The organism is Granulicella sp. L60, assembly GCF_009765825.1.
Taxonomy (GTDB): Bacteria; Acidobacteriota; Terriglobia; order Terriglobales; family Acidobacteriaceae; genus Edaphobacter.
Genome location: NZ_LMUR01000010.1, coordinates 716474 through 741966, shown reverse-complemented (window position 1 = coordinate 741966; position 25493 = coordinate 716474). Strand labels below are relative to the sequence as shown.

Below are 25493 nucleotides of genomic sequence, written 5' to 3'. Positions count from 1 at the left end.
CCGTCGCAGCCCATAGCTTCGATCCCCCAGGCTCATCCAAACACCATGCGCGACGCCACTAAAATCATCCGTTCCACGCTCAGCCGCACCGTTCCCGGCGAACCCCTCCACGCCGGCCCAGTCTTCGCCGCGCCCTACCACACCCCCGGCGACCCGTCGGACACTCCCTACACCTACGCTCGTTCGCACAACCCCACCTGGACCTCGCTCGAACGTTCCATCGCACAGATGGAGTCCGGCCAGTTCCCCTCCGGCGAAAGCTACCGTGCCCACGCGCTCGTCTTCGCCTCCGGCATGGCCGCCTGTGCCGCCGTCTTCGGAGCCGTGCTGCGTCCCGGCGACGTCGTCGTTCTTCCCTCCAACGCCTACTACACCGCCCGCATCCTGTTGCAGGAGTACTTCGCGCAGATGGGCGTCGTCCTGCGCATGGCGCCCACAGCAAACAACGCACAAGCACAGCTCCTCGAAGGCGCACGCCTCCTCTGGCTGGAGTCGCCCAGCAATCCCGGCATGGAGATCTGCGACATCGCCCTGCTCAGCGAAGCCGCCCATCGCGCAGGCGTCCTCGTCGCCGTCGACAACACCACCCCCACGCCACTCGGCCAGCTTCCACTCGCCCTCGGCGCGGACTTCTCCGTCGCCTCCGACACCAAAGCCATGACCGGACACAGCGATCTCCTCATCGGCCACGTCGCCACGCGCGACCTGGAGCTTCACGCGAAGGTCGACCAGTGGCGCACCCTCACCGGAGGCGTCCTCGGCCCCATGGAGGCGTGGCTCGCCCTCCGCTCCATCGCAACCCTTCCCCTGCGGCTCGAACGCGCCTGCCAGAACGCCCAGCGCATCGCAGAGTTCCTCGCCACGCGCAAAGAGGTCGTCAGCGTTATGTACCCCGGCCTGCCCACTCATCCCGGCCACGACATCGCAGCCAGACAGATGCGATTCTTCGGCCCTGTCCTGAGCTTTATCCTGCGCGACAAGTCCGCCGCAGAGACCTTTCTCGAAAAGGCAACACTGCTCACCGAGGCCACCAGCTTCGGAGGCATATCAACCACTGCCGAACGCCGCGCACGCTGGGGTGGCGATGCCATCGGCGAGGGCTTCATCCGTCTCAGCGCAGGCTGCGAGGCCATCGAAGACCTCATCGAAGACATGGCTCAGGCGCTGGACGCAATCTGATGACAGAGATGACAAAGAGGACAGACCCGGCCGACTCATCCAGACCCATCGAAGCGTTCCCGCAAAACTGGAGCGCCGAGATCCTGAAGTCGCCTCCGCTCATCGCACCGGCGCGCCAGTTCACCTACCCGCAACAGATTCCCGGCGAAGAAGACGCCCTCGCTCGCGGCGCCCTGCAGCTAATCGTCAAGCCTTCAATCGGAGGAACGTTTCTTGCCACCTGCGCCTTAGGCTTCACCAACCCCGCGATGCCCACCGGCGTCTTCGCCTCTCCCAATCCGCAGGAGCTATGCGCCGTCGCCGGAGGCTACGTGTACCTCATCGACACCGCCGAGCCGGAGCACTGCACCCTCCTCGCGATGAAGCCCGTCGTCGAAGTACGTTCGCTGCCCACCCACCAACTGCTCCTGTTCGCCGGCTTCCACTCCATCCTCGCCTGGGGCCGCGGCGGCCTCGCGTGGGAGTCCGCTCGCCTAAGCTGGGAGGGCCTCCGCATCACCGGCATCGAAGCCAACACCTTGCACGGCACCGGATGGAATCTCCTCACCGACCGCGAGGTTCCGTTCACCCTCGACCTTCTTACTGGCCTTCATCAGGGTGGAGGCTTTGCTCAACCTCCGCCGAGGTAAAGAAGCTGATCGCCGCATCCCCCTGCTTCAACAGGCGTATATGCTCCAGCGCACCATACCGCGCCGCCAGCTTGGCCTTGCTGCTGTGCTCCGCGATGACAAGAGCATTCGGCCCAAGAATCTCCCGCCCCCGCGCACTGCCGAAAAAGTTCAGCGTGCCGGAGTACTCCGTATCAGAGTCATACGGAGGATCCACATAAACAAGATCGACCGGCTGCGTCAGCTTCCCGAGACGCTGCAACATCGCCCCGACGCCGCGATCTTCCAGCGTATAACCCTGGCTGATCTTCAGCGCAGAGAGGTTCTGCCGCAGCGACTCCAGCGCAGGCTCTGCATTCTCCGCAAACCACACATGCTCCGCTCCCCTGCTGATCGCCTCGATGCCGACCGCGCCAGTGCCCGCGTAGAGATCGACGAAGCGGCACCCAACCAGCCGCGCCGCAAGAATATTGAAAAGCGTCTCGCGCAGCCGGTCGCTCGTAGGACGAGTCTGCATACCACGCGGTGCAACCAACTGACGTGAACGAAATGTTCCAGCAATGACACGCATGTCTTTAAGTTATAGGTAAAACCGATGTCCTGCCGGACTGGCCGCTTACTCAGCGGGAGGTCACTTCGTGACGTGTATACCTTGTCGTGACCAAATCAGCAGCAAAGCTCCTCCCGCCGGTCGGAATCATCCTCCGCCGAGCAACGCGAGGCCCCAAGCCGCTCGCATTCCCCCGACCAGTACAAAAGTCACGAAGTGACCTCCCGCCGAGCAGGCGGCCCGTCCGGCAGGATATCCTCCAGCGCATACAATGGAACTCATGCGTGGGTGGTCTTTTCCGATCGGCAGCTTTCTCGGCGTGGATGTTCGCATTCACACCTTCTTCCTCGTTCTGCTGGGGCTCTCGATCAGCTACGCCTCCCTGTCCGGATCCACCGGTGGCCGTGGCTTCGCCCTCTGGCTGCTCCTTCTGCTCGCCGTCGTCGTCCGCGAAGTCGCCCGCTGCGTAGGCGCAGCATGGTTCGGCCTGGACCTGCGCAGCATCCTCCTGCTCCCCACCGGCGGCCTCTTCACCTACGCCAACACCGAAGCAACCGAAAAGGCCGCAACCCCAGCGATGCAGAAGCGCATGGCCGTCATCGGCCCCATCGCCAACATCCTCTTCGGCCTTCTGATCGCCGCCATGGCACTCACCTTCGCGCCCGAGGTCAACCTCTTCGAGCGCCCATGGATGGCCCCCTCTCACCTGCTCCGCGCCACAGTATGGGTCAACCTCCTGCTCGGCTTGGTCAACCTCCTACCTGCATCGCCGCTCGACGGTGGCCGCGTCTTCCGTGGCGAATTCGCCAAGACCAAAGGCGCCCTCAAGAGCACACGCGCCTCCGCAGGACTCGGCAAGATCATCGCCATCGGCCTCATGATCGCGGGCATCCTTGTACCCAACATGTGGCTCATCATGATCGGCGGATTCGTCCTCATCGGCGCGCAGATGGAAGACCAAGGCCTCCTCCTACAGAACGACGCCGACGCCATCAAGATGAGCGACGTCATGCTCACCCAGTTCAGTATGCTCTCCGCATCCGACACGCTCGAAGACGCGCTGCAACGCTCCGTTCACACCCTGCAGGACGTCTTCCCCGTCATCCGCGGAGCCAATCTCGTCGGCGCAGTCTCCCGCCAGAGCATCGTCGATGCGCTCCAGACCAGCGGCAACGGCTACGTCCAGGGCGTCATGACGCGCTCCTTCCAGACCGCACAGCCCGATGACTCCCTGGTCAAAACCCTTCGCCGCATCATGGCCGGCCAGGGCGCCCAGCTGGTCCCCGTCCTTCAGGGCGACCGCATCGTCGGCATCATCACCCCGCAGAACCTCGCCCACTCCATGGGCCTGCTCAACCAGCGCCGCAAGCTACGGCAACAGGAACAAGCATGAATCCCAATCCCGACCAACGGGAGGGCCACCCGCAGGGGTATACAAGTCACGAAGTGACCTCTCGCCGAGCAGTCGGCCCGTCCGGCAGGACAACATGTCCCTAGCCCCCGGCCTCTATCTCGTCGCCACCCCCATCGGCAACCTCGAAGACATCACCCTCCGCGCCCTCCGCATCCTCCGCGAAGCCGACCGCATCGCCTGCGAAGACACCCGCCAGACCCAAAAGCTCCTCAACCACTTCGAGATCCGCACCCCCACCGTCAGCTACCACATGCACAACGAGGGCTCGCGCACCGAAGAGCTCTTAGCCCAGCTCAAAGACGGCGCACGCATCGCCGTCGTCAGCGACGCCGGTACCCCCGGAATCGCCGACCCAGGCGGCCAGATCGCCACCGCCGCCATCGCCGCAGGCATCGACGTCTTCCCCATCCCCGGAGCCAACGCCGCCATCAGCGGCCTCATCGCCAGCGGCCTCTCCACCGAACGCTTCACCTTTCACGGCTTCCTCCCCGCCAAAGCCGGCCAGCGCAAGACCGCACTCGAAGAGCTGCTCCGTGACGGCACCACACACATCTTCTACGAAGCCCCCCACCGCATCGTCGACACCCTCGCCGACATCGAAGCCGTCTTCGGACCCACCCAGCACGTCGTCGTCGCCCGCGAACTAACCAAGCTCCACGAAGAGTTCCTCCGCGGTCTCACCAGCGAACTCCGCTCCCAGTTAGCCGAACGCGCAAGCGTACGCGGCGAGATCGTCCTCATGCTCGCTCCCACCAAGCCCGAGAGCACTTCCGCAGAAAAACGCTCCAGTATCGCCACCGAAGTAGCTACCCTCATGAAAGCCGAAGCCCTCAGCGAAAAAGATGCTCTCAAACGCGTAGCCCGCGAACGCGGCATCGGCAAGAGCGAAGCCTACCGCGAACTCCAGCGCGAGCAAAACCGCCTCCGCTAAGCCTCTGATAAATCGCTCGACCGCCCCGAGCCGTTACTTCTGGCCCTTCACCCGATCGTAGTTGTAAACATTGCTCGTCGTGCCCAGCGACTCGTTGTAAAGCGTCGTTCCACCCGTCGCCTCGTTCAACTCTTCACTGAAGTCATGAATCGCCCGCAGATGGTCCGCGCTCGCCGGAATCTCCAGCTTGCTCGTCTTGAAAAACTTCTGATACCCGCGATCCAGCAGCCGCGCAATCTCACCGTTCAGCACCCATCCCGGCCTCGCCAGTATCTCCACGCTGCCGTCCGGAGCCGCCGCAATCTCTGCCGCGCACCCGTACTTCCTTACCTGAAAGGCATTTGGTGTACGCTTTGCACCCTCGTTTGCCGGTGCAACATCAAACTTCTGACCGCCAAGGATGGCGAGCACGTCGTTGAAACTACGGTGTGTGGTCTTCTTTGCCATAAGTGCTTTACGTTAGACTCGATTAACTGTCGCACATCCGCCCCTGTCCTTCAAACTGCAGGCCAACGGAAGATCGAAGTGAAGACGTTTCACCCGGAAACCGCATGATCACATCCCTCAAACCGTTTGGCACCACCATCCTCGAACGCGTCGGCAACACGCCCCTCATCCGCCTCGAGCGCCTCACCGCGCATCTGCCCAACATCCAGATTCTCGGCAAAGCGGAGTGGGCCAACCCCGGCGGCTCCGTCAAAGACCGCGCCGCCTCCGCCATCGTAGCCGACGCCCAGCGCCGCGGCCTGCTCTCGGGCACCCGTGGCCTCCTCGACGCCACCAGCGGCAACACCGGCATCGCCTACGCCATGCTCGGTGCCGCGCTCAACTTCCCCGTCACCCTCTGCATGCCCTCCAACGTCTCCCCCGAGCGCAAACGCTACCTCGCCGCCTACGGAGCCGAAGTCATCTGGACCAACCCCGCCGACGGCTCCGACGGCGCCATCCGCAAAGCCCGCGAACTCTCCGCCGCCCAGCCCGACCGCTACTTCTACGCCGACCAGTACTCCAACGACGAAAACTGGCGCGCCCACTACCGCACCACCGCCAACGAGATCTGGCAGCAGACCGAAGGCCAGGTCACCCACTTCGTCGCCGGCCTCGGCACCAGCGGCACCTTCATGGGCACCACTCGCCGCCTCAAAGAGCTCAACCCCAACATCCGCTGCATCTCCATGCAGCCCGACTCCCCCTTCAACGGCCTCGAAGGCCTCAAGCACATGGCCACTGCCATCGTTCCCCGCATCTACGACCCAGCCCTCGCCGACGCAAATCTGGACATGCCCACCGAAGACGCCTACGCCATGGTCAAGAATCTCGGCCGCAACCATGGTCTCCTCGTCGGCATCTCCGCCGCAGCCGCCGTCACCGCCTCGCTCCGGATCGCCGAAGCCGAAGCCGCCGCAGGCCGCGAAGCCGTCATCGTCACCATCCTCTGCGACTCAGCCGAAAAGTACATGAGCGAACGCTTCTGGCAGGAGAACTAAATATGCTTCGCATCCACTTCGACGACTACGAAGCCCTCCGCGCCCACGGCCAGGAGACCTATCCCCACGAGTGCTGCGGCGTCCTCCTCGGCAAAACCACTCCCGGCGAAGATAACAGCGAGGCGATAAACCACGTCCATCAAATCGTCCGCGCCGGCAACACCCGCACCGACTCCGCACACAACCGCTACAACATCGCGCCCGGCGAGCTCATCAAGATCCAGCGCCAGGCCCGCGCCCTCTCGCTCGACATCGTTGGCTTCTACCACTCGCACCCCGACCACCCCGCGCAGTGGTCCCCCACCGACTTCGCCGAGGCCCACTGGCTCGGCTGCTCCTACATCATCACCGCCGTAGAGCAGGGCAAAGCCGTCCTCACCAACTCGTTCCTGCTCAGCGGAACCACGGAGGACGATAAAAAATTCGAGGATGAGGCGATTCAAATCGACATCGCTCCCAGCCTCGCAGCAACAGCGCAACACAACCAGAAAGGTCAGGAATGAACATTCACATCCCCACCCCGTTGCGCGCCTACACCGGCGGCCTCGAGACCGTAAGCATCCCCGGCGCAACCGTCACCGAGGTCTTCCAACAACTCACCATCACCTACCCCGAACTAAAACAACACCTCTTCACCGCCGAGGGCAAGCTCCGCTCCTTCGTCAACGTCTACCTCAACGACGACGACATCCGCTACCTCGAAAACAAGGAAGCCACCACAGTCCAATCCTCCGACGAACTCACCATCATCCCCTCCATCGCCGGCGGCTCCTCCGCAAACGCCTCATACAACGACCTCTGTCCCGCCAACTGTTGACCCCCAACAGTCTCTTCTGCGCCCGCAGAAACCAGTCCTTCCCAATCAATTGAAAAAGTCAAAATAAAGTCGAAAAATTTGGCGTATTTTTTTCACGCCAAAAAGCGACCGCCAGCGCACCACGTTCCACCACGCTAAGTACCACAACTCACCAGCAAGAAACCACGTCTTGCACACGCTTTTTGCCAAAAACCCCTGCAAAAACGCCTATCCACCACACCCGAAAAAAAGCACACCGAAAATCTAACTTTGGACCAAAAAAATGCGCGCAATCACCCCTCGCGAATCGCAGAACCGCGATGGTTCCAGCTCCATGCGTCCGGCTTAGTTTTTGAAGAAGTTTTTCGCCAAAAAGAGAACATTGGCAGGGCGTTCAGCGAGACGGCGCATGAAGTACGGATACCACTCCGGCCCGAAGGGAATGTAGACGCGAACGCCGAAACCCTCAGCCGCGAGGCGGCGCTGAAGATCGCGGCGAACGCCATAAAGCATCTGAAACTCAAAGGCCCGCTTGTCGATTCCCTTCTCGCGCACGTACGTTCGCATCTGCTCAACGATCGCCTCGTCATGCGTAGCGATGCCGCAGAACACGCCCTTCCCATCTTTGGAAAACGTGACCATACGCTTCATCAAATCAACGTAGTTGGCATCGACATCAGCCTTGTCGGGGAACGCTACATCCGGTCCTTCCTTGTAAGCTCCTTTGCAAAGGCGGATGCGAATCCCCTGCCGCAGCAGGCGGTCTGTATCCGTATCGGTCCGAAAGAGATAGGCCTGGAGAACCGTACCTACAGCGCCAGGAAACCGCGCAGCAAGCCGTTCTGTCATGGCGATCGTAGCCTCCGTATACGGAGAGCCCTCCATGTCGATACGGACGAAAGAATCGGCCGCAGCAGCGTGCTCGACCATCTCCGCGACGATGCGTTCGGCGAGAGCAGGATCAAAGTCCATGCCGACCTGCGAGAGCTTTACGCTGACGTTAGCGTTGAGGCTGCGCTCAGCGATAGCGTCCAAAAGCTGGTGATAGATCGCGGCAGACTTCTGAGCTTCGGGTTCCGTGGTAACACTCTCGCCCAGCGAGTCGAGACTAACAGCGATGCCTTCGCTGTTGACGCGCTGGCAGGCTGCGAGCGCCTCCTGCACGGACATGCCGGCGACGAAGCGACCTGACATCTTGCGTCCCACGGACGAGCGCTCGGAGAATGCGCGTAGGGACTTATTCCTGGAGAGAGCGATAAAGGCGGATCGAAGCAAAAGCGGTACTCCTGTCTCCGCTCTTTATGGCGGACACATTATTGTTTCATGCGAGCGCGGATCAGCGGAACTGCGAGGTCCAACAAGCGCCAGATTCACGATGAGAGCGCGAGTCGCCGCTGCGCCTTTTATTGGCTAAAGCAAAGACAACGGCGGATCCTGTGGATGACAAACAAAAGAGAACGCCGCGCAGATATATGTCCTCTGCGCGGCTACGTTGTCGATATTAGTTAGGGGGAGGCAGCGGGATTGGCTGGCCAGGGGTCGCGGGTGGTTCGCCACCGCCAGCGGGAGTTCCAGGCGGCGGTGTGTTGACTGGAGGAACAGTAGTCGAATCGGTTTTGGCCGGGGCCGTCGCCGGCGGCAGAGTACCTTCTAGAGGCGTCCCGCGATTGGGAACCTTCGATGGGGTCTCTTGCGGCGGCGGTGCTGGAGCAGCAGGAGCCTGGTTCTGCAGACGCTCCTTAGGCGCGCCCTTAACCTTCGTCTTCTTCTTCTTTTTCACCGTATCGCCGTTCAAGCCAAGAGGAGCGGACTGAACCTTTTGAGCAGTCTGTTCTTCGGGAGTGATGGGTGCTCCAGCAGCGATGACCTTCTCTTTGACCTTCTTGGTCTTGACTGCTTTCTTGGTCGCACTGTAGGTTTTGGCGCGATCGCTGAAGCGGGTCTTACCGCTGGCTGCGTTTACAGGAGCGAGCGGGTCCGCGTCCGAGTTAGACCCAGAGCTGGAGAACGTCTGCGCTGTTTCGATAGGCGCGATAGCTGTTCCGGGAGCGGGATTTGAGGCTGCGGATGACTCCTGAGAAGCCGATGCTGCACCGAGGCCGGCATCGGTTCCGGAGGCAACCTCCTGCGGACCTGCAGGGAGAGAGGTTCGCGGTGCCTGGCCGAAACGCACCTTCTCACGTTTAGGCTTTTTGGTCTTGCCGGTGCTGGTTTTGACAGCCTTGGCCGTAGCCGCCTTTGCCGTTGTGGCCGTCGCTGCAGTACTTCCCGCAGCTGACGTTGCATTTGCTGACGCTGGAGCTGCGCCGGCGGTTGCAGGGGCTAATGGGTTCGACGCTACAGCAGGCGTGGTAGCAGTAGTCTCAGGTGCAGTCGCAACTACGGGTGCTGGTGCGGTCTCCACCGGAGAAGATTTGGCTGTCGAGAAACTGGTGCCGCGGTCGAAGCGCTGCTTCTGCTGCACCTTCTTCTTCTTGACAACAGGAGGCGTATAAGCAGTGTTGACCGGCTTGGTTTGGTTGGGGCTGGCTCCTGAGTCGGTGTATCCGTTGCGGATGTCGATGTAGGCATCTTCGCGCAACTTGGTGAGATAGGCGCGAAGGGCGGGCTGCATCTGGTCGGAGTACATGGCCTCCTGCACCTGTGGCTCAATCTCCTTGAGCGACGGCACGCCGGCGGCCTGATGATCTGTCACCTTGAGGATCACAAATCCCTGACGAGTACGGATGGGCGCTGTCCACTCACCGGTCTTCAGATCAAAGGTCTGGTCTTCGAGCACCTTGGCGAGTGCTCCGCGCTTGTACATGCCGAGGTCTCCGCCTTTGTCTGCCGTAGGACCGCCGGAGTTTGCTTTAGCGAGTGCATCGAAGTTGCCTCCGGCCTTGAGTTTGGCTTCAACGTCTTCCGCCTTGGCTTTGGCCTGGGCAACGATGGTGTCAGAGGCATCGGCGGGTGTTGGGACGAGGATCTCGCTGAGCTTGATCTGCTCGGGCTGAGCGTACTCCTGCTTGTGGGCGTCGTAGTACGCCTGCTCCTGAGCCTGGGTCATCTGAAGGCGGCGGCCGACCTCGTCGCGCACGACCTGCTGGGTGATGACGGTGTCGCGGATACCTGCCTTGAAGTCCTCGAAGGAGACGCCCTGCTGGCGGGCTGCTTTTTCCAGGTCTTCCATCGTGTCGAGATGATTCTGCTTACGGATCTCGTCGAGACGGCGGATGACTTCGGCGTCAGCGTTGATACTGAGCTCTTTACCGCGCGAGAGCAGAAGCTGCTTGTCGATCATGTCGCGCAGGAGGTTCTTCTGGCGGTCGGCAATCTCGGCGGCCGTGGCATTGGTCTGCTGATCTTCCAGAGTAAGTTGCTGCTCGGCGCGTTCGACGTCGCTGCGACTGATGATCTGGTCGTTGACGTGCACAACCACGTCCTCAACGACGGTACCGTTGGGTGTGATGGCCGGGGTAACCGGCAGCGTGGACACCGGTTGCGGGGCGTTCGGTACGGACAACGGGCTCTGGTACCGCGGCGCCTGTGCTTGCACCACTCCCGGCAGCGCCAGCAAACCAAGCCCGCACACCACCGCAAACTGCGAAATTCTGAAGGTCATCGTCACTCGTTATCTTTGTTCAGCTTCAGCGATTTAACGTCGCTCGCCCGGCTCGCCGTCCTGGCAATTTGACTCACCACAGGTCTGGACGGTATCCGTTCACAATTCTAACTGTCATAGACGGAACAAGCGAATCCCTCTTTATGAGAGAAGCGCCGGCTCACCTGTGAATGCTATACTCCGTCCAAAGTAGGACGAATATTCCTGCGCGCATTCTGCGCCGTTTTGTTCCTTTCGAGGTTATCTCACGCCCATGGCTCCCCGCACCCGCCGCGCCTTTTTTTCCGCTACGCTCTTCCTCGCCACCTGCGCCATCGCAGGCTCGCTGATCAACCAGAAAGTTGCGGCACAGTCTGCCAGCGACGAGTCTACGCTGCGCGATTCCCTGCACTCGTTCACGAACGTGTACTCGCTGGTAGAGCAGAACTACGCCGAGCCGATGACCAACGACAAAACCGATAAGGCGATCTACGACGGCGCGATTCCGGGTATGCTCCACGTGTTGGATCCTCACTCCAACTTCTACGATCCAAAGGCTTTTGCGCAGATGCGCGAGGACCAGCACGGCAAGTACTACGGCGTAGGCATGACGATACAGCCACAGCCGACACCGAACGGCAAGACCAAGATCATGGTGCTGTATCCGTTTGAGGGAACACCGTCGTACAAGGCGGGCATCAGGCCGGGCGACGAGATTCTGACGGTAGACGGAAAGTCGACCGAGGGGATGGACTCGACCGCGGTGGCGACGCTGCTGAAGGGCGCGCGCGGAACTCATGTGTCTGTGACGATGGCCCGCGAAGGCTCGTCGAAACCGCTGGTGTTCGATCTGGTGCGCGATGAGATCCCTCGGCCTTCGGTGGATCTGGCATTTATGATCCGGCCTGGCGTGGGCTACATCCATGTGTCGAGCTTCATTGAGACCACCAGCCGCGAGGTAGGAGATGCACTGGAGCAGTTCGGTGATGTGCATGGACTGGTTCTGGATCTGCGAGGGAATCCGGGTGGACTGCTGAATGAGGCTGTGAACACCTCGGATAAGTTCCTGCAGAAGGGTCAGATCGTGGTCTCGCAGCGTGGACGGGCGTTCCCAGATCAGGTATATCGCGCGACGCGTGGCGAAGAGGGTCCGAAGTTCCCGATCGTGGTACTAGTGAACCGGAATACGGCCTCGGCGGCAGAGATTGTCTCGGGTGCGCTGCAGGACCATGACCGCGCGCTGATCGTCGGAGAGACGACGTTCGGTAAGGGTCTCGTGCAGACGGTGTTTCAGATTACCGAGAACACCGGACTGGCGCTGACGACCTACCACTACTACACGCCATCGGGACGGCTGATCCAGCGGAACTACGATCACGTCTCGCTCTACGACTACTATTATGTGCGCGACGATGCGGCCAAGACGAACAATAAGAATCTTGAGGTGAAGCTGACGGATTCAGGACGCACGGTGTACGGCGGCGGCGGAATCACCCCGGACGAGAAGATCGACAATATGAAGTCGAATCACTTCCAGGACAGCCTGCTGATTCACTATGCGTTCTTCAACTTCAGCAGACATTATCTTGCGACCCACACCGTGACAAAGGATTTCGTGGTCGACGACGCTGTGATGCAGCAGTTCAAGGACTTTCTGAAGACCAACCAGATCGAGTACACGGATGCGGATATCGCGAACGTGAATGACTGGGTAAAGGCAAGCATTAAGACCGAACTATTCACGTCGCAGTTTGGGCAACTGGAAGGTCTGAAGGTACGCGCTGAGTGGGACCCGCAGGTCGCCAAAGCAGTAGGCTTCCTGCCCGAGGCGCAGACGCTGGAAGACCACAGCAAGGCGCCTCAGAAGGTTAATACCGCTAGCCGTTAAATTTTTACGGAATACAAAAAAGAAAACGGCGTCGGGCAGATTGCCCTGGCGCCGGTTTTCTTTTTGTTGGAATGTCTGGAGCGGGAGACGGGGATCGAACCCGCAACCAACGGCTTGGGAAGCCGCTACTCTACCATTGAGCTACTCCCGCTTCTTGCCTGATTATAATCGCCGATTCCATTTGCGCGGTGTGGATTCGTTAGTGCCCTGACGAACCACACCGCATTGTCCCGCCGGACGAGCCTCCTGCGCGGAGGGCGACTACTTCATGGTTTGTATACTGCTTTGCCTGGGCCTCGCGCTGGTCGGCGGAGAAGATTTACTAGGCGACGCAACGACCGAAAGGGTATACGGGTCACGATGTAATCGCTGCCCGTGTAGGGCGACCGTCCGTCAGACCCTATCCTGCACCATCCTTCCCACTTAGTGGGGAAGGATGGTGAACTCAGCGTGATCGGTGGCGTTCGAGTCTGTGCCGGTCCAGAGGTCGAAGGGGCCGGGCTCGATCGACCAATGATGCGTCTGCGGACTCCAGAAGCCGAGGTCGTTGGTGTCGAGCGTGAGGATTACAGCTCTATGTTCGCCGGGCTGCAGCGTGACGCGAGTGAAGCCCTTGAGCTCGCGCACGGGCCGGGAGGCGCTACCTGAGCGTTGGTGAGTGTAGAGCTCGATGACCTGATCGCCTGCGCGTGAGCCGGTGTTCTCGACGTCAACCGAGACCGTCATGGAAGAGCCAGCGTTGACTGTTGGAACGCTGAGTTTCGGTTTGCCCACCGTGAAGTTTGTATAGCTGAGGCCGTAGCCAAAGGGATAGAGCGGAGCGCTGGAACTATCCCAGTAGCGAGTGTCAGGATCATTGGGAATCTGAGTGAGGTTGTGGGCATAGTAGATAGGAATCTGGCCTACGCTGCGTGGCCAACTGAGCGGAAGTTTGCCGCCGGGGTTGGCATCGCCGAAGAGGAGATCGGCGACGGCGTTGCCTCCCTCAGTGCCGGGATACCAGACTTCCAGGATGGCGGGAACGTGCTGCGAGGCCCAGGTGATGTCGAGCGGGCGGGCGTTGAGCAGGACGAGCACGATAGGCTTGCCAGTGGCGACGGCGGCTTCGAGAAGCTGCTGCTGATCTCCGGGCAGGGTGAGAGTGGCGCGAGAGGCACGCTCTCCGCTCATGCTCTGCGCCTCACCCAGGACGAGTACCGAGACCTCTGCCTGCTTGATCAGATCGATGGCGTGGTTGAACTCCGCGGTGCGTTCGGCCTCGGTCTTGAGAACGGGTTTGGGGCTGGTGAACTGCGGATCGAAGATGGAGGGTTGAACGCGTTCGATCTCGACACCTTTTGTGGAGACAACGTTGGTGCCGGAGCCGGCGGAGAAGCGGTTGCGAATGCCCTGCAGGATGGTGATGGTGTCGGCAGGATGGGAGGCGAGACTCCAGGAGCCGAGGGTATCGGGCTGCGAGTCGGCGAGTGGGCCGATAACCGCGATGGAGGCCGGGGCCTTCGGTAGCGGAAGTATGTTGCCCTGGTTGCGAAGGAGGACGGCGGTGCGCTGGGCAGCAGCGCGGGCGGCCTGACGCTGTTCCGGCGTGACGAGCTGCGAGTCAGGATCCTGGACCGACGAGTAGGGATGCTGAAAGAGGCCAAGACGATATTTTGTGATCAGGATGCGGCGCACGGCCTGATCGATGGTGGCCTGCTGGACGGAACCATCCTTCAGTGCCTTGGGCAGATCGTCGCGGTAGACGTGGCTGACCATCTCCATGTCGACGCCGGCGTTGATGGCGCGGGCGGCGGCGTCTTCGGGACCGGAGGCGAAGCCGTGAGTCGTAAGGCTACCGACCGACTCCCAATCGCTGACGACGAAGCCCTGGAACTTCCACTGCTCGCGGAGAGTGTCGTGAAGGAGGAATTTATTTCCAGTGGCCGGAACGTCGTTGAGGTCCATGTAGGCGCTCATCAGAGAGCCTACACCAGCTTTGACGGCAGCGTGGAAGGGTGGGAGATAGATGTTCTGAAGTTGATCTTCGGAGATGTATGCGGAGTCGTAGTCGCGGCCTCCGTCGGCTGCGCCGTAGCCTGCAAAGTGTTTGACGCAGGCGAGGATATGGTCGGGGCTTCCTAGGGTGTCGCCCTGAAAGCCTCGCACTTGGGCCTCTGCCATACGGGAGCCAAGATACGGGTCTTCGCCCGCGCCCTCCATGATGCGGCCCCAGCGAGGATCGCGCGCGATGTCAACCATGGGCGCGAAGGTCCAGTTAATGCCAACGGCGCTGGCCTCGCGTGCGGCCATGGACTGAGCCTTCTCGGGGACGCGTGGGTCCCACGAGGCGGCCATGGCGATCGGTACGGGATAGATGGTGCGAAGGCCATGGATGACGTCGTAGCCAAAGATGAGCGGGATGTGGAGACGGGACTCATCGACAGCCATGTGCTGCAGGCGACTGATCTCCTTGGGATTGGTGACGAAGAGGAAGGAGCCGACTTCACCTGCGCGTGTGCGTGCGTCGACATCGGCATCTGGAGAGTCTTTGCGTGAGAGCTGCGAGATCTGTCCAAGCTTCTCTGCCTGAGTCATTCGGGCCAGGAGCTTATCGACAAACTGCTGCGCGACGGCATCATTTGCCGGTACGCTCGCCTGAGGTAGCGTGGATGAGCTCTGTGCGTGTGCCGGAGACACGGCGGCGAAGAGAAGAGAAAGCGAGAGCGCTCCGTAGGCTGCATGACGGGCGATGGAGAGGTGCAGGCGATCTGCGAGAAAATTTGGCGACATGGAACAACTCCCTGAATAAACTGCTGCCGGTACAAAGGCGGATTCGAGCGGATGATCCGCTCGACGGACTTGCCTAAAACGTTTCACCACATAGTAGGCAAACGATTGTCTATTGTCCATTTTATTTTCGTCTGCACTACAGACAGGCGTAAACCGGCTGCGACGCTGCCGTAGAATACAAGTTCCAGATACTTTCACAGAAACGCTCGATAGCCTGGATTTCGCCTACGGCACGATCGACCCATGGGCCAAGTAAATGAGTAAGAGCTCGAAGTCCGCTCCGGATGTTCAACGTCCAGTTAGCCTAAAGACGCTTGCCGACTATCTTGGCCTGAGTCCATCGACGATCTCCTTCGTTCTGAACGACACACCAGGGAGATCGATTCCGGAGCCGACGCGGGAGCGGGTGCGGGCAGCGGCGGCAAAGTTCAACTACAAGCCGAGCATGATTGCGCGCACGCTGCAGGGAAAACGCATGCATACGGTGGGGGTGATGCTGCCGGAACTGGGCGAAGGGTATCACTCGCAGGTGCTGAGCGGTGCGGGCGATCTACTGATTCGCGAGGGCTACTTTTATTTCACGGTCCACCACAGGCACAGCAGAGAGATGATTTCGAGCTATCCGGATCTGCTGCGATCGCGTGGAGTAGATGGGATTTTGGCGATTGATACTCATCTTGAAACAGCGCTCCCCTTGCCTACGGTACTGGTTGCCGGACATACGACGCTACCAGGGGTGACGAATGTGATCCTCGACCACGAGCGTGCGGCTGAGTTGGCGCTGGGGCATCTACATGGGCTGGGACATAGCAGGATCGCATTCATTCGCGGCCAGCCGTTCAGCGCCGACTCCACGATACGCTGGGACGCAACGGTGAGTGCGGCCGCGAAGTTGGGGATCGAGATCGCCGAGGAGCTGACAGTGCAGCTGGAGATGGACTCACATTCGCCGGAGATCAGCTATCCGGGAGTCCGCGCATTGATCAGAAGCGGGCGACGATTTACGGCGGTGCTCTGCTTCAACGACGTGTCGGCGATGGGAAGTATACGCGCCTTGCATGAGGCAGGCCTAAGAGTTCCGGAGGATGTGTCGGTTTTAGGCTTCGACGATATTCAATCGGCTGCATATCATGTGCCGAGCCTGACCACGATTCGCCAGCCCCTGCAGCAGATGGGAAGCACGGCGGCGCAGATATTGCTGAGGAAGCTGGCGGTAGGGGAAGTCCCGCATTTGGTGCAGGTAAATCCTGAACTGGTGATTCGCGAGTCTACGGCGGCGGCACGGGAGATTGTGTCGCGGAGAAAGATTCGGAGCTAGGGCTGGGTTCAGTGGGGAGTATGGCTGGGGCGCGGACTCAGCAGAGATCGATTGAACCTTCGGTCCCTGCCGAGTCCATAGGACTAGCAGGGTGATTACGGTTTGTGGGGAAGAGTCATCGCAGGATTTTCGTCAAAGAAGTTGACTGGTCGAATCAGAAAATCGTGCCACATGGTGGGCATCACAGGCCAGTCTTCCAGGCGGACAGCGTGGTGGAAGCCCAGGGTGTACCAGGCAACGATGTCGGTGTTTTCAATCGAGCGGTTGGCCTTGGTCCACGCGGGCAGACCCTCGAGCCCTTTACTACTGGTGAGGTAGACGCCGGCCGCGTAGAGTTCGTCCGGCTTATAGGGCGTCACCCATAGCTGATGAGCAGAGAACGCACCCACTCTTTGTGCGGGATCGTCGGGCGAGACGAAGGAGACGGCGGTTGCACCGGGCATGATCTCGTAGCCTGTGGGATAGCCAAGCTTGCCGTGCTGGGTGGTGCTGACGAAGTTCCACATGGATGGCTTGCGCAGGTCGATGTCCAGGATGCCGTCCTTCTCGGTATGTGCGGTGGAGGATTCGACAGCCCAGATGCTGGTGCGTGTGCGGGCCTTGATCTGCTGAGCAACCATGTGGTCAATCATGAAGCTGTTATTTGTCCCGTCCACGTCTAGGTCGAGACGGTAAGAGAAGTAGTGGTCATGATTGACGGCTACGGTGTTTGGCGCGACGAGCGTGCCGTAGGAGGGTTTGGACATATCATCACCCTTCATCGCAGGCATGACAGAGGTCTCCTTGACACTTTTGGTCTCAACGATTCCGGTTGCGCCGACAGCGACGCTAATGGTGCCGTCCTGCTGAAAGATCCAGTCCATGAGGTAGTCGTAGTTGCCGACGACGGCTGCTGTGCGAAGAACCAGTTCGCGGCTGGGACGACCGCTGATGAGATTGTTTTCGAAGTGGCGCCACGCCGGGTCGCCGGTGGTGCGCTCGAAGAGGCAGGCGACCTGCGGCTTGCGGATGGGAGCGGCGTGGTCGGAGGGCGCATAGCCGGTGAAGTACTGGGCGGTGTCGGGACAATCATCGGGGCCGAGCGGTTTGATGAGGCCGCCAAGCAGAAACTCGCCTGCGTCGAGGAAGGCACGGGAGTTCCAACCCTCATCGGGATCCATATAGGGTACGTACATCTCGGAGAGCGAGCCCTCATACATTACAGAGCGCAGCCTGTCGCCGTCCTGATAGCGAACGAGATTAAGCACAGGCCCAACACGAGGATCGAGTCGAAAACGGAAGTGCCAGTTCTGCCAGCTCACCTCGCCCTTGGTGATCTTGTAGGCGGGACCGAACGGCTGGGTGACGACGATGGGAGTGTAGCCTTCACGCGGTGTGCTGTCGGACTCCTCGAAGGAGGTGGGTCCGGTAGGAACGGGAACGACGCCGGTATCGACGACCTGCAATACCTTCTTGGTGGTGAGGTCAGCCATGATGTGGATCCCCTCTACCGTGCGTCCCCAGCTATGGTATGCACCTCGAATGTCGGTGCACTCGCCCCAGCCGATTCTGTGGCCGTCCTGCTCGGGGAAGACAATAAAGGAAAGCGGACCGGCTCCGCAGTTGACTGTAGTGAGGTCGGTAATGTCGCGTGCCTTGAGGGCGGCGAGCACGCGGGGATCGTGTTTGATGACGTCACCCATGGCGGCAAATTCACTGCCCGTAACGGGAGCCTGCACACCGGGAATGACGTTCCATGATTCAAGCTTCTTCGCGGAGATGTCGACGCGCGCCTCGATCGTCTTGCCTTCATCTTCGAGGATCACATCGGCCTCGCGGGAGATGGGATCGCCATCTTTCCATTTGAGGACTTTGTCCTTATCAGGCTCATGAAGCAGAAGACTGGAGGTTAGGGTCTTCTCCGTGACATGTCCGCTCTTGTGTAGGACCTCATGAACCGTCCAGTACTCATCTGTAGTCAAACCGTCGAGGGGATGCTGCGGGATTTTGGACTGTGCAAAGATCATCGGCGCGAGAGGAGAAGTGAGAGAGGCAACCAATAATCCTAAGGAACAACACTTAAAAATTCGCATGGGTCTCCTAATAGCTAGAGTGAGTTCAAGCATTCGAGATAAAACTACGGAACGTCTGGGAACTGGCTAACGTTAGCTGCGGTGTGCTTCAGCCGCGTCTTGCATAGTCGCGATACGCGGGTAGCCCGAGAGACGGGATGCTGGTGGCCTGCATGGCGGCACGAACGATGGCGCGCGCCATGACTGTAGCGGCGATAGCGCCGATTGCAGACTCATCCGCCGTCACATCGGAGGTGCCGGTGGACATCGAGAAGATCGTATCGCCGTCGTACATGGTGTGGACGGGATTGATGGCGCGGGCGTAGCCGTCATGCGCCATCTGCGCGATCTTGGTCATCTGCGTCTTGGTAAATTTGGCGTTCGTAGCGACGACGCCGATGGTGGTATTCGCACCCTTGCGCGCGACGACATTGTATCCACCCATGATGGCTGCCATCGAGTCCCGGTAGCCTTTGCCGTCTTCGCTGCGCGCCCCCGCGACGATCTTGCCCGTGTCGGGCCGCACCACATCGCCCACGGCGTTCACCGCAACCAGAGCTCCAACCACGATGCCGGTGTCACCGATCTTGACGCTTGCAGTGCCGAGACCCGATTTCATCATAAAGCTGGGACCGAACATCTTCCCGATGGTCGCGCCTGCACCTGCCCCTACGTTGCCCTCAGCAACCGGCCCTGCACTGGCCGCGAGGCAGGCCTGATAGCCAGACTCAGCCGTTGGACGAATCTTAAAGTTGCCAACGCCAAGGTCCATCAAAATGGCTGCAGGTACGATCGGCACAACTCCGAGGGAACCGATCTTGTAGCCGAGCTTGTTCTCTTCCAGATAGCGCATAACGCCACCTGCGGCATCGAGGCCATAGGCGCTGCCGCCGGAGAGCATGATGGCATTGACCTGCTGCACCGCATTGATGGGCGAGAGGAGATCGGTCTCGCGTGTTCCTGGCGCCGATCCGCGCACATCCACTCCCGCTGTTGCGCCAGACTCGCAGATCAGGACGGTGCAACCAGTGGGACGCTCGGTGAGAGTGTAGTTGCCAACCTTCAAGCCGGGAACATCCGTGATGGAACCGCCCTCTGGCATAGAGCGAGGATCAACGTCCACCGCACCGAAGGCGAGAGAGGGTATTGCCGCGGCAAGAGGAAGTCCGAGAAGGCTGCGATTGAACTCACGACGGAGCATAGAGTAGTACCTTTCGAGACAGTGCGAGATGTCGAGACATACGTGCGGCACTAATAAGGAAAGCACAAGTCATCAGCAACTTGCTGCAGGACATCGGCGCCAAACACGCCACCTATTCAGGAAAACAGGGCCGCTTCTCCAATGCGAAGGACTGCATCGGCTAACAGAACACTCGTCCGAACGATGCTCCAACGAGAAGATTCAGTGGAATTACCGAGCAAACGCATGCCGGCGATTCTCTTTTGTGTCAACGATTGAAAGTAATTTATCTCACAATTAGCACGCCGTCAACATTTGGTATACCGACTATTCGCGGATCGTTTGCAATTACGTCACAAAAGCAGTTTAAAGAGGAACTTTATCGCCGCGGTGATTGACATGCTGGTGTACGACTGGTATTTCTCTGTTAAAGCCATGGCAACTATCGGTGAACCGCTGTATCGCAGAGTTCGGCAGGATATCGTCGAGTGTGAACTAACTCCCGGCAAGTCATTCTCCGAAGCTGAACTCGGGCGAATGTACAACGCCAGTCGCACCCCCGTCCGGGAGGCCTGTCGACGCCTTGAGCACGAAGGACTTGTCCGCATTATCCCGTTTCGCGGGTACTCCATCGCCCCCCTTTCCATCTCAGAGTTTCACGATCTTCAGGAGATGCAATCGATCTTCGAACCCTCCGCTGCCGCCTTTGCAGCCGAACGCGCGTCGCAACCCGAACTGGACGAGATGCAGGAGCTTGCAACCTACGAGTACCGGGTAAACGACAAAAGCAGCTATCGCGCCTTTCTGCAGAAGAACTATCAACTACATAGCCTGATCGCGCAGGCTTCCCGGAACCGGCGGCTCTCCGAGGTGGTCAGCAATATTCACGTTCGACTGATGCGGTTCTTCTACCTGGGCCTCTCCTTCGAGCCGTACGGCCCCACCCTCGTGACTGAGCACATCAGCCTGGTGGAAGCGATCAGAAAACGCGATGCGGAAGAGGCTCGCCGCATGGCTGCCGAGCATATTCGTAAGGCGGTCGAACGTAGCGGAAGCCTTCTCATGAGTGCGATTCGGTTCGGCGAGACAGTCTTCGAAGTTCTTCCGGAAGATGAGATTTCGCCTTTGGTGTCTGGCACCAGCACTCGCCGCGTCCAGGGCTCTGCCTCCTGACCGGAAGGCAGCACATTGCAGAAGATCCATCCGCACTGAAGGAGAACTATGTCCACTCCGCTCACCTCGTCTGAAGTCATCGCGCTCACCAAGAAGCATAACTACGGGACCTGGCGTAAGCAGAAGAACTGGAACCCAGCTCACCTCGCAAGTGCTGATGGATGCTACTTCACAGATGGCAACGGCAAGCGCTTCCTCGACTTCTCCTCACAACTGATGTGCATGAACCTTGGCCATAACAATGCGGCCGTGATTAAATCAATTCAGGATCAGGCCGCGACCTTAGCGTACGCCGCACCGTTCTATGCGACGACCGCACGTGCCGAGCTAAGTAAGCTATTGCTTGAGGTGCTGCCGGATGGTCTGACGAAGTTCTTCTTCACCACTTCCGGCACGGACGCCAACGAGGCCGCCTTCAAGATCGCCCGCATGTACACGGGCAAGACCAAGATCATCTCCCGTTATCGCTCCTATCATGGCTCGACATCGAGCTCAGTCGCAGCGACGGGCGATCCGCGCCGCTGGCCGATGGAGCCTGGCGGCAAGGGACAGGGCGTCATTTTTTCGCCTGAAGTGAACTGCTACAAGTGCCCGATCCGCCATACGTATCCAGGATGCGGCATCGCCTGCGCGGACTATCTTGAACACATGATCGCCAACGAAGGCGACGTCGCTGCCGTTCTCGTAGAGCCGGTAGTTGGAACCAATGGTGTTCTCATTCCTCCACCAGAGTACTTTCCGAAACTACGCCGCATCTGCGATGACCACGGAGTTCTTCTCATCGCCGACGAGGTGATGAGCGGCTGGGGCAGAACCGGCAAGTGGTTTGCCGTGAATCACTGGGGTGTGAAGCCAGATATTCTGACGACCGCAAAAGGAATTACCTCTGCTTATGTTCCGCTTGGTCTGTGCGCGACGACAGAGAAGATTGCAGACTTCTTTGAGGAGAACTACTTTGCGCACGGCCATACCTACGAGGCGCATCCAATGACGCTCGGACCCGCCGTCGCGACGATTCATGAGATGCAGCGGCTCGGGCTCGTCGAACGATCCAACGAGATGGGAGCCTATCTCGGCGAGAAGCTACACGCGCTGAAGGCGAAGCATCCCGCCATCGGAGAGGTCCGGGGCCTCGGGCTCTTCTGGGCGGTCGAGCTTGTGACGGATCAGCGTGCAAAAACTCCATTCAACAGCTGGCAGGACAAGCTGGATGGCAAGCCGATGGTGGTAGAACAGATTGCGGCGAAGATGCTCGCGAAGGGTGTGGTGATGCAGGCATGGATGAGTCACTTCGTCATTGCGCCTCCGTTGATCGTCGAAAGGGCGCAGATCGACGAGGCCGTGTCCGCGCTGGACGAGGCGCTTGCCCTTGCCGATGCCCTGCTCGAACCACAACTGGCTACGTTGTAGTCTTCGTTCGGGCGACATCCCAAGCGAAGTTGCGTGGTGCAATTCCCCCGCGCTTCTAAACCAGGTCTATGGTGAATGATGAAGCATCCTGCAGGACTTCTGTTCTTCGTATTTAGTACCTGCCTCTGCTCTGCGCAGATGACGATGCCAATGCCGCCAGCTCCAGCGAACGCGACGGCTTCGCCGGATACTCGTCCTGTGCCACTCGTCGAAGGTCTGGGTAACGCCAATCACGTCATCCGCACCAGCAGCCCAAAGGCACAGCAATACTTCAATCAGGGGATAAACTACCTCTTTGCATTCAATCACGAAGAGGCCGCGCGCTCCTTTGCACAAGCAGCACAGATCGATCCACAAGCATCGATGCCGCTCTGGGGCGTGGCACTCGCCGTCGGTCCAAACTATAACGATATCGATATCGGGCATGCTCGCGAGCAACGTGCGTTCGTGGCGATCACCGAAGCAAAGCAGCTTGCAGCCGGTGGACCAGCCATCGAAGCCGATTACATTGAAGCGCTTTCGACGCGCTACGCTCAAGACGCAAACCACGATCTTCATGTTCTGGGCCTGCGCTACAGCAAGGCGATGCAATCCCTGGTCGCGAAACATCCAGACGATCTGGACGCGGCTACGCTCTACGCAGAGAGCATGATGGACCTCCACCCGTGGCAGCTCTGGATCTCGGATGGGCAACCTGTCGAGGGCACCCGCGAGATCGTCTTGACGCTTCAGTCCGTTCTCCTGCGAGATCCGAACCACGTCGGTGCGAATCACTTCCTTATTCATGCAGTGGAGGCCTCGTCCGATCCATCGCTCGCTCTACCCAGTGCAAAGCGGCTGGAGACGCTCGCGCCCGCAGCTGGACACCTGGTGCATATGCCCGCGCACATCTATCAGCGCGTCGGAGACTTCAACGACTCTGCAATCGCAAACGTACGTGCCGTGGATGCTGACCGCGCCTACTTTCGCAGTCAACATATCGAAGACGTTGCAAATATGTACGACGGCATGTACTACACCCACAACATGCACTTTCTCGCCTCTGCCTGCAGTATGAGCGGAGATGCGCGCTGCACCAAGGATGCCGCAGCGCAGCTGGTCGCACACGTGGTGCCTGAGGTTCCGCAAAATCGGCTGATGGAGTGGTTCCTGCCCACACAGCCTTGGATGTTGGTTCGTTTTGGAGAGTGGAAGACGATCCTCGCGAACCCTGCGCCACCAGACGGCCTGCCAATCCTGAGTGCCATGTGGCACTATGCCCGCGGAGCAGCCTATACCGCTACCAACAATCCACAGCAAGCAGCAACCGAACGAAAGGCGCTAGCCGATGCAATAAAGACACTACCAGCGGATACCCCTCCAGACTTCAACAATCCCGCGAAGAGCGCCCTTGAGCTTGCGCTGACCGCTCTTGATGCCCGAATATCGGAGGCGCGCGGAGATCGCGCTCAGGCTGTTGTTTTATGGAAGCGAGCGGTCGCGTTGCTCGATGGATTCGCCTATAACGAACCTGCTGACTGGTACTATCCGGTTCGCGAATCGCTGGGCGGCGCATTGCTGCGCGACGATCAACCCGTCGAAGCAGAAGCTGTCTTCCGCCGCGATCTGGAGCTCAATCCCGGCAATGGTCGATCCTTATTTGGCCTGTGGCAGAGTTTGCTGCTGGAACACCGAAATGCCGATGCAGCGCTGGTCAAAACGCAGTTCGACGCTGCGTGGAGTCACGCCAGCGTCGAACTGCACATAAATGACCTCTAAAATCAGCTAACCCAGCGTCGGCATGCTTGTGTCGACACCCAGCCGGATACCGGTTGGCCAGCGCGCCGTCACTGTCTTGATGCGTGTGTAAAAGCGAACGCCCTCCGGTCCGTGCATCGCGTGGTCACCAAACAGAGACCGCTTCCATCCGCCAAAGCTGTGAAAGGCCATAGGCACGGGAATCGGCACATTCACGCCGACCATGCCAGCCTGCACATTATGAGCAAAGTCCCGTGCGGTATCGCCGTCTCGAGTAAAGATAGAAGTGCCGTTGCCGAACTCATGTGTGTTAATCAGCTCCATCGCAGTCTTGAAGTCCCGTGCTCTCACGATCCCCAGAACCGGTCCGAAGATCTCTTCCTTGTAGATCCGCATCTCTGGTTTGACGTGGTCGAAGAGGCAGGCGCCGAGGAAGAATCCATCGCCCCTAGGCAGCACGCTTTCGCGTCCATCGACAAGCAGCTCCGCGCCTTCAGTCTTGCCCAATTCCACATAGCCCCTGACGCGGTCAAGATGGATCTTTGTTACCAACGGTCCAAGATCTGCGCCCCTCTCCGTGCCAGCAGCGATCTTCAGCTCAGCAATTCTCGGTGTCAGCTTCGCAATCAAAGCGTCTGCGGCGGCGTTGGTCACGACGACCGCAACCGAAATCGCCATGCAACGCTCCCCGGCCGATCCATACGCGGCACCGACGAGCGCATCAGCCGCCTGGTCAAGATCGGCATCCGGCATCACGATCATGTGATTCTTGGCTCCGCCGAGCGCCTGTACGCGTTTACCGTGCGCAGTTCCCTGCTGATAGACGTACTCTGCGATAGGTGTCGAACCGACGAAACTGACCGCCTTGATCGCGGGATGCTCCAGTATGAGGTCTACGGCTTCTTTATCTCCGTGAACGATATTGAAGACGCCATCCGGCAGACCAGCTTTCTTCAACAGCTCCGCGATCAGGATAGAAGCGCCTGGATCGCGTTCGCTTGGCTTCAGGATGAAGCAGTTGCCACATGCAATGGCTACGGGAAACATCCACATGGGAACCATGGCGGGAAAGTTGAAAGGGGTGATGCCCGCTACGACACCCAGTGGCTGCCGCATCGACCAGCTATCAATGTTTGGACCTACTTGCTCGGAGAACTCTCCCTTGAGCAACTGAGGAATACCGGTAGCAAATTCGACAACTTCAAGACCACGGGTCGCCTCACCCTTTGCATCGGAGAGCACCTTGCCATGCTCAGACGTGATGATCGCTGCAAACTCATCCAGATGCTGTTCAAACAGCTCCCGAAAACGAAACAGAACACGAGCGCGCCTCAAAGGAGGCTGAGCCGCCCAGCTCGGGAAAGCTGCTTCGGCCGCCGCGACCGCCTTCTCCATGTCAGCGCGATTGGCAAGCGGGAC

Annotated in this window: 20 protein-coding genes and 1 tRNA gene; 12 read left to right on the top strand and 9 right to left on the bottom strand. The window is 59.6% G+C overall.

From position 1 onward, the window contains the following. The first annotated feature begins 45 nt into the window (after positions 1–45). Positions 46–1179 (top strand): cystathionine gamma-lyase, encoded by a 1134-nt coding sequence (locus GSQ82_RS06275; protein ID WP_158791251.1) that lies wholly within the window; start codon positions 46–48, stop codon positions 1177–1179. Beyond that, a complete protein-coding gene (locus GSQ82_RS06270; RefSeq protein WP_371417158.1) occupies positions 1179–1808 on the top strand; it encodes a hypothetical protein in 630 nt (209 codons plus the stop codon). Before GSQ82_RS06275 ends, GSQ82_RS06270 begins: the two co-directional genes overlap by 1 nt. Here the strand turns inward: GSQ82_RS06270 and rsmD are convergent. Continuing rightward, a complete protein-coding gene (rsmD, locus tag GSQ82_RS06265; RefSeq protein WP_158791249.1) occupies positions 1759–2358 on the bottom strand; it encodes a 16S rRNA (guanine(966)-N(2))-methyltransferase RsmD in 600 nt (199 codons plus the stop codon). The genes GSQ82_RS06270 and rsmD overlap by 50 nt on opposite strands. A 259-nt stretch (positions 2359–2617) precedes the next feature. Here rsmD and GSQ82_RS06260 point away from each other — a divergent pair, with 259 nt between their 5' ends. Together GSQ82_RS06260 and rsmI are read left to right on the top strand one after the other, a co-directional pair. Continuing rightward, positions 2618–3730 (top strand): site-2 protease family protein, encoded by a 1113-nt coding sequence (locus GSQ82_RS06260; RefSeq protein ID WP_158791247.1) that lies wholly within the window; start codon positions 2618–2620, stop codon positions 3728–3730. Between the two features lie 94 nt (positions 3731–3824). Then, complete coding sequence (gene rsmI / locus GSQ82_RS06255; RefSeq protein WP_158791245.1) at positions 3825–4682, top strand: 16S rRNA (cytidine(1402)-2'-O)-methyltransferase; 858 nt, start codon at positions 3825–3827, stop codon at positions 4680–4682. 33 nt (positions 4683–4715) lie between these two features. Here rsmI and GSQ82_RS06250 read toward each other — a convergent pair whose 3' ends face one another. Further along, on the bottom strand, positions 4716–5129 hold the full coding sequence (locus tag GSQ82_RS06250; RefSeq protein ID WP_158791243.1) for a hypothetical protein: 414 nt from the start codon (positions 5127–5129) through the stop codon (positions 4716–4718). Positions 5130–5233: 104 nt separating this feature from the next. Between GSQ82_RS06250 and GSQ82_RS06245 the strand changes: the two genes are divergently transcribed. From GSQ82_RS06245 to GSQ82_RS06235, 3 genes are read left to right on the top strand one after another with little or no spacing between them, the layout of a single operon-like run. After that, a complete protein-coding gene (locus GSQ82_RS06245; protein WP_158791241.1) occupies positions 5234–6169 on the top strand; it encodes a PLP-dependent cysteine synthase family protein in 936 nt (311 codons plus the stop codon). Positions 6170–6171: 2 nt separating this feature from the next. Continuing rightward, a complete protein-coding gene (locus tag GSQ82_RS06240) occupies positions 6172–6672 on the top strand; it encodes a Mov34/MPN/PAD-1 family protein (RefSeq protein WP_158791239.1) in 501 nt (166 codons plus the stop codon). Beyond that, the gene (locus GSQ82_RS06235; RefSeq protein WP_158791237.1) at positions 6669–6986 is read left to right on the top strand and encodes a MoaD/ThiS family protein; all 318 of its coding nucleotides are present in this window, start codon (positions 6669–6671) and stop codon (positions 6984–6986) included. The genes GSQ82_RS06240 and GSQ82_RS06235 overlap by 4 nt, the downstream gene beginning before the upstream one ends. A gap of 324 nt (positions 6987–7310) precedes the next feature. Here GSQ82_RS06235 and GSQ82_RS06230 read toward each other — a convergent pair whose 3' ends face one another. Both GSQ82_RS06230 and GSQ82_RS06225 read right to left on the bottom strand, forming a co-directional pair. Beyond that, on the bottom strand, positions 7311–8240 hold the full coding sequence (locus GSQ82_RS06230; protein ID WP_158791235.1) for a proline dehydrogenase family protein: 930 nt from the start codon (positions 8238–8240) through the stop codon (positions 7311–7313). Positions 8241–8466: 226 nt separating this feature from the next. Then, positions 8467–10569 (bottom strand): peptidylprolyl isomerase, encoded by a 2103-nt coding sequence (locus GSQ82_RS06225; RefSeq protein WP_158791233.1) that lies wholly within the window; start codon positions 10567–10569, stop codon positions 8467–8469. A 253-nt stretch (positions 10570–10822) separates the two neighbouring features. Here GSQ82_RS06225 and GSQ82_RS06220 point away from each other — a divergent pair, with 253 nt between their 5' ends. After that, entirely contained in the window at positions 10823–12436 is a 1614-nt protein-coding gene (locus GSQ82_RS06220; RefSeq protein WP_158791231.1) for a S41 family peptidase, read from the top strand. A gap of 76 nt (positions 12437–12512) precedes the next feature. On the opposite strand, the gene GSQ82_RS06215 is transcribed toward GSQ82_RS06220, so the two are convergent. Together GSQ82_RS06215 and bglX are read right to left on the bottom strand one after the other, a co-directional pair. Then, positions 12513–12587: transfer RNA gene (locus GSQ82_RS06215), tRNA-Gly, on the bottom strand. A 272-nt stretch (positions 12588–12859) separates the two neighbouring features. After that, the gene (gene bglX / locus GSQ82_RS06210) at positions 12860–15205 is read right to left on the bottom strand and encodes a beta-glucosidase BglX (protein WP_158791229.1); all 2346 of its coding nucleotides are present in this window, start codon (positions 15203–15205) and stop codon (positions 12860–12862) included. 256 nt (positions 15206–15461) lie between these two features. Here bglX and GSQ82_RS06205 point away from each other — a divergent pair, with 256 nt between their 5' ends. After that, entirely contained in the window at positions 15462–16523 is a 1062-nt protein-coding gene (locus tag GSQ82_RS06205) for a LacI family DNA-binding transcriptional regulator (RefSeq protein WP_158791227.1), read from the top strand. A gap of 95 nt (positions 16524–16618) precedes the next feature. On the opposite strand, the gene GSQ82_RS06200 is transcribed toward GSQ82_RS06205, so the two are convergent. Then, positions 16619–18595, bottom strand: a complete 1977-nt coding sequence (locus GSQ82_RS06200) for a hypothetical protein (protein WP_158791225.1) — start codon at positions 18593–18595, stop codon at positions 16619–16621. Positions 18596–18683: 88 nt separating this feature from the next. Continuing rightward, positions 18684–19775, bottom strand: a complete 1092-nt coding sequence (locus tag GSQ82_RS06195; RefSeq protein WP_158791223.1) for a P1 family peptidase — start codon at positions 19773–19775, stop codon at positions 18684–18686. A 378-nt stretch (positions 19776–20153) separates the two neighbouring features. Here GSQ82_RS06195 and GSQ82_RS06190 point away from each other — a divergent pair, with 378 nt between their 5' ends. The 3 genes from GSQ82_RS06190 to GSQ82_RS06180 all read left to right on the top strand — a co-directional run bounded on the left by GSQ82_RS06190 (position 20154) and on the right by GSQ82_RS06180 (position 24095). Further along, complete coding sequence (locus GSQ82_RS06190) at positions 20154–20927, top strand: GntR family transcriptional regulator (protein WP_254061465.1); 774 nt, start codon at positions 20154–20156, stop codon at positions 20925–20927. A 48-nt stretch (positions 20928–20975) separates the two neighbouring features. After that, entirely contained in the window at positions 20976–22337 is a 1362-nt protein-coding gene (locus tag GSQ82_RS06185; protein WP_158791219.1) for an aspartate aminotransferase family protein, read from the top strand. A 144-nt stretch (positions 22338–22481) separates the two neighbouring features. Beyond that, complete coding sequence (locus tag GSQ82_RS06180; RefSeq protein ID WP_158791217.1) at positions 22482–24095, top strand: lipopolysaccharide assembly protein LapB; 1614 nt, start codon at positions 22482–22484, stop codon at positions 24093–24095. A 6-nt stretch (positions 24096–24101) separates the two neighbouring features. On the opposite strand, the gene GSQ82_RS06175 is transcribed toward GSQ82_RS06180, so the two are convergent. Then, positions 24102–25493, bottom strand: a 1392-nt coding sequence (locus tag GSQ82_RS06175) for a CoA-acylating methylmalonate-semialdehyde dehydrogenase (RefSeq protein ID WP_254061452.1), incomplete at its 5' end; no start/stop codon positions are given.

Coding starts and splice junctions, on each gene's coding strand:
- rsmI (WP_158791245.1), top strand. CDS start 3,825: ATGTCCCTAGCCCCCGGCCTCTATCTCGTCGCCACCCCCATCGGCAAC.
- GSQ82_RS06220 (WP_158791231.1), top strand. CDS start 10,823: ATGGCTCCCCGCACCCGCCGCGCCTTTTTTTCCGCTACGCTCTTCCTC.
- GSQ82_RS06225 (WP_158791233.1), bottom strand. CDS start 10,569: ATGACCTTCAGAATTTCGCAGTTTGCGGTGGTGTGCGGGCTTGGTTTG.
- GSQ82_RS06205 (WP_158791227.1), top strand. CDS start 15,462: ATGAGTAAGAGCTCGAAGTCCGCTCCGGATGTTCAACGTCCAGTTAGC.
- rsmD (WP_158791249.1), bottom strand. CDS start 2,358: ATGCGTGTCATTGCTGGAACATTTCGTTCACGTCAGTTGGTTGCACCG.
- GSQ82_RS06185 (WP_158791219.1), top strand. CDS start 20,976: ATGTCCACTCCGCTCACCTCGTCTGAAGTCATCGCGCTCACCAAGAAG.
- GSQ82_RS06245 (WP_158791241.1), top strand. CDS start 5,234: ATGATCACATCCCTCAAACCGTTTGGCACCACCATCCTCGAACGCGTC.
- GSQ82_RS06190 (WP_254061465.1), top strand. CDS start 20,154: ATGCTGGTGTACGACTGGTATTTCTCTGTTAAAGCCATGGCAACTATC.
- GSQ82_RS06180 (WP_158791217.1), top strand. CDS start 22,482: ATGCCAATGCCGCCAGCTCCAGCGAACGCGACGGCTTCGCCGGATACT.
- GSQ82_RS06260 (WP_158791247.1), top strand. CDS start 2,618: ATGCGTGGGTGGTCTTTTCCGATCGGCAGCTTTCTCGGCGTGGATGTT.
- GSQ82_RS06200 (WP_158791225.1), bottom strand. CDS start 18,595: ATGCGAATTTTTAAGTGTTGTTCCTTAGGATTATTGGTTGCCTCTCTC.
- GSQ82_RS06250 (WP_158791243.1), bottom strand. CDS start 5,129: ATGGCAAAGAAGACCACACACCGTAGTTTCAACGACGTGCTCGCCATC.
- GSQ82_RS06275 (WP_158791251.1), top strand. CDS start 46: ATGCGCGACGCCACTAAAATCATCCGTTCCACGCTCAGCCGCACCGTT.
- GSQ82_RS06195 (WP_158791223.1), bottom strand. CDS start 19,775: ATGCTCCGTCGTGAGTTCAATCGCAGCCTTCTCGGACTTCCTCTTGCC.
- GSQ82_RS06240 (WP_158791239.1), top strand. CDS start 6,172: ATGCTTCGCATCCACTTCGACGACTACGAAGCCCTCCGCGCCCACGGC.
- GSQ82_RS06270 (WP_371417158.1), top strand. CDS start 1,179: ATGACAGAGATGACAAAGAGGACAGACCCGGCCGACTCATCCAGACCC.
- GSQ82_RS06235 (WP_158791237.1), top strand. CDS start 6,669: ATGAACATTCACATCCCCACCCCGTTGCGCGCCTACACCGGCGGCCTC.
- bglX (WP_158791229.1), bottom strand. CDS start 15,205: ATGTCGCCAAATTTTCTCGCAGATCGCCTGCACCTCTCCATCGCCCGT.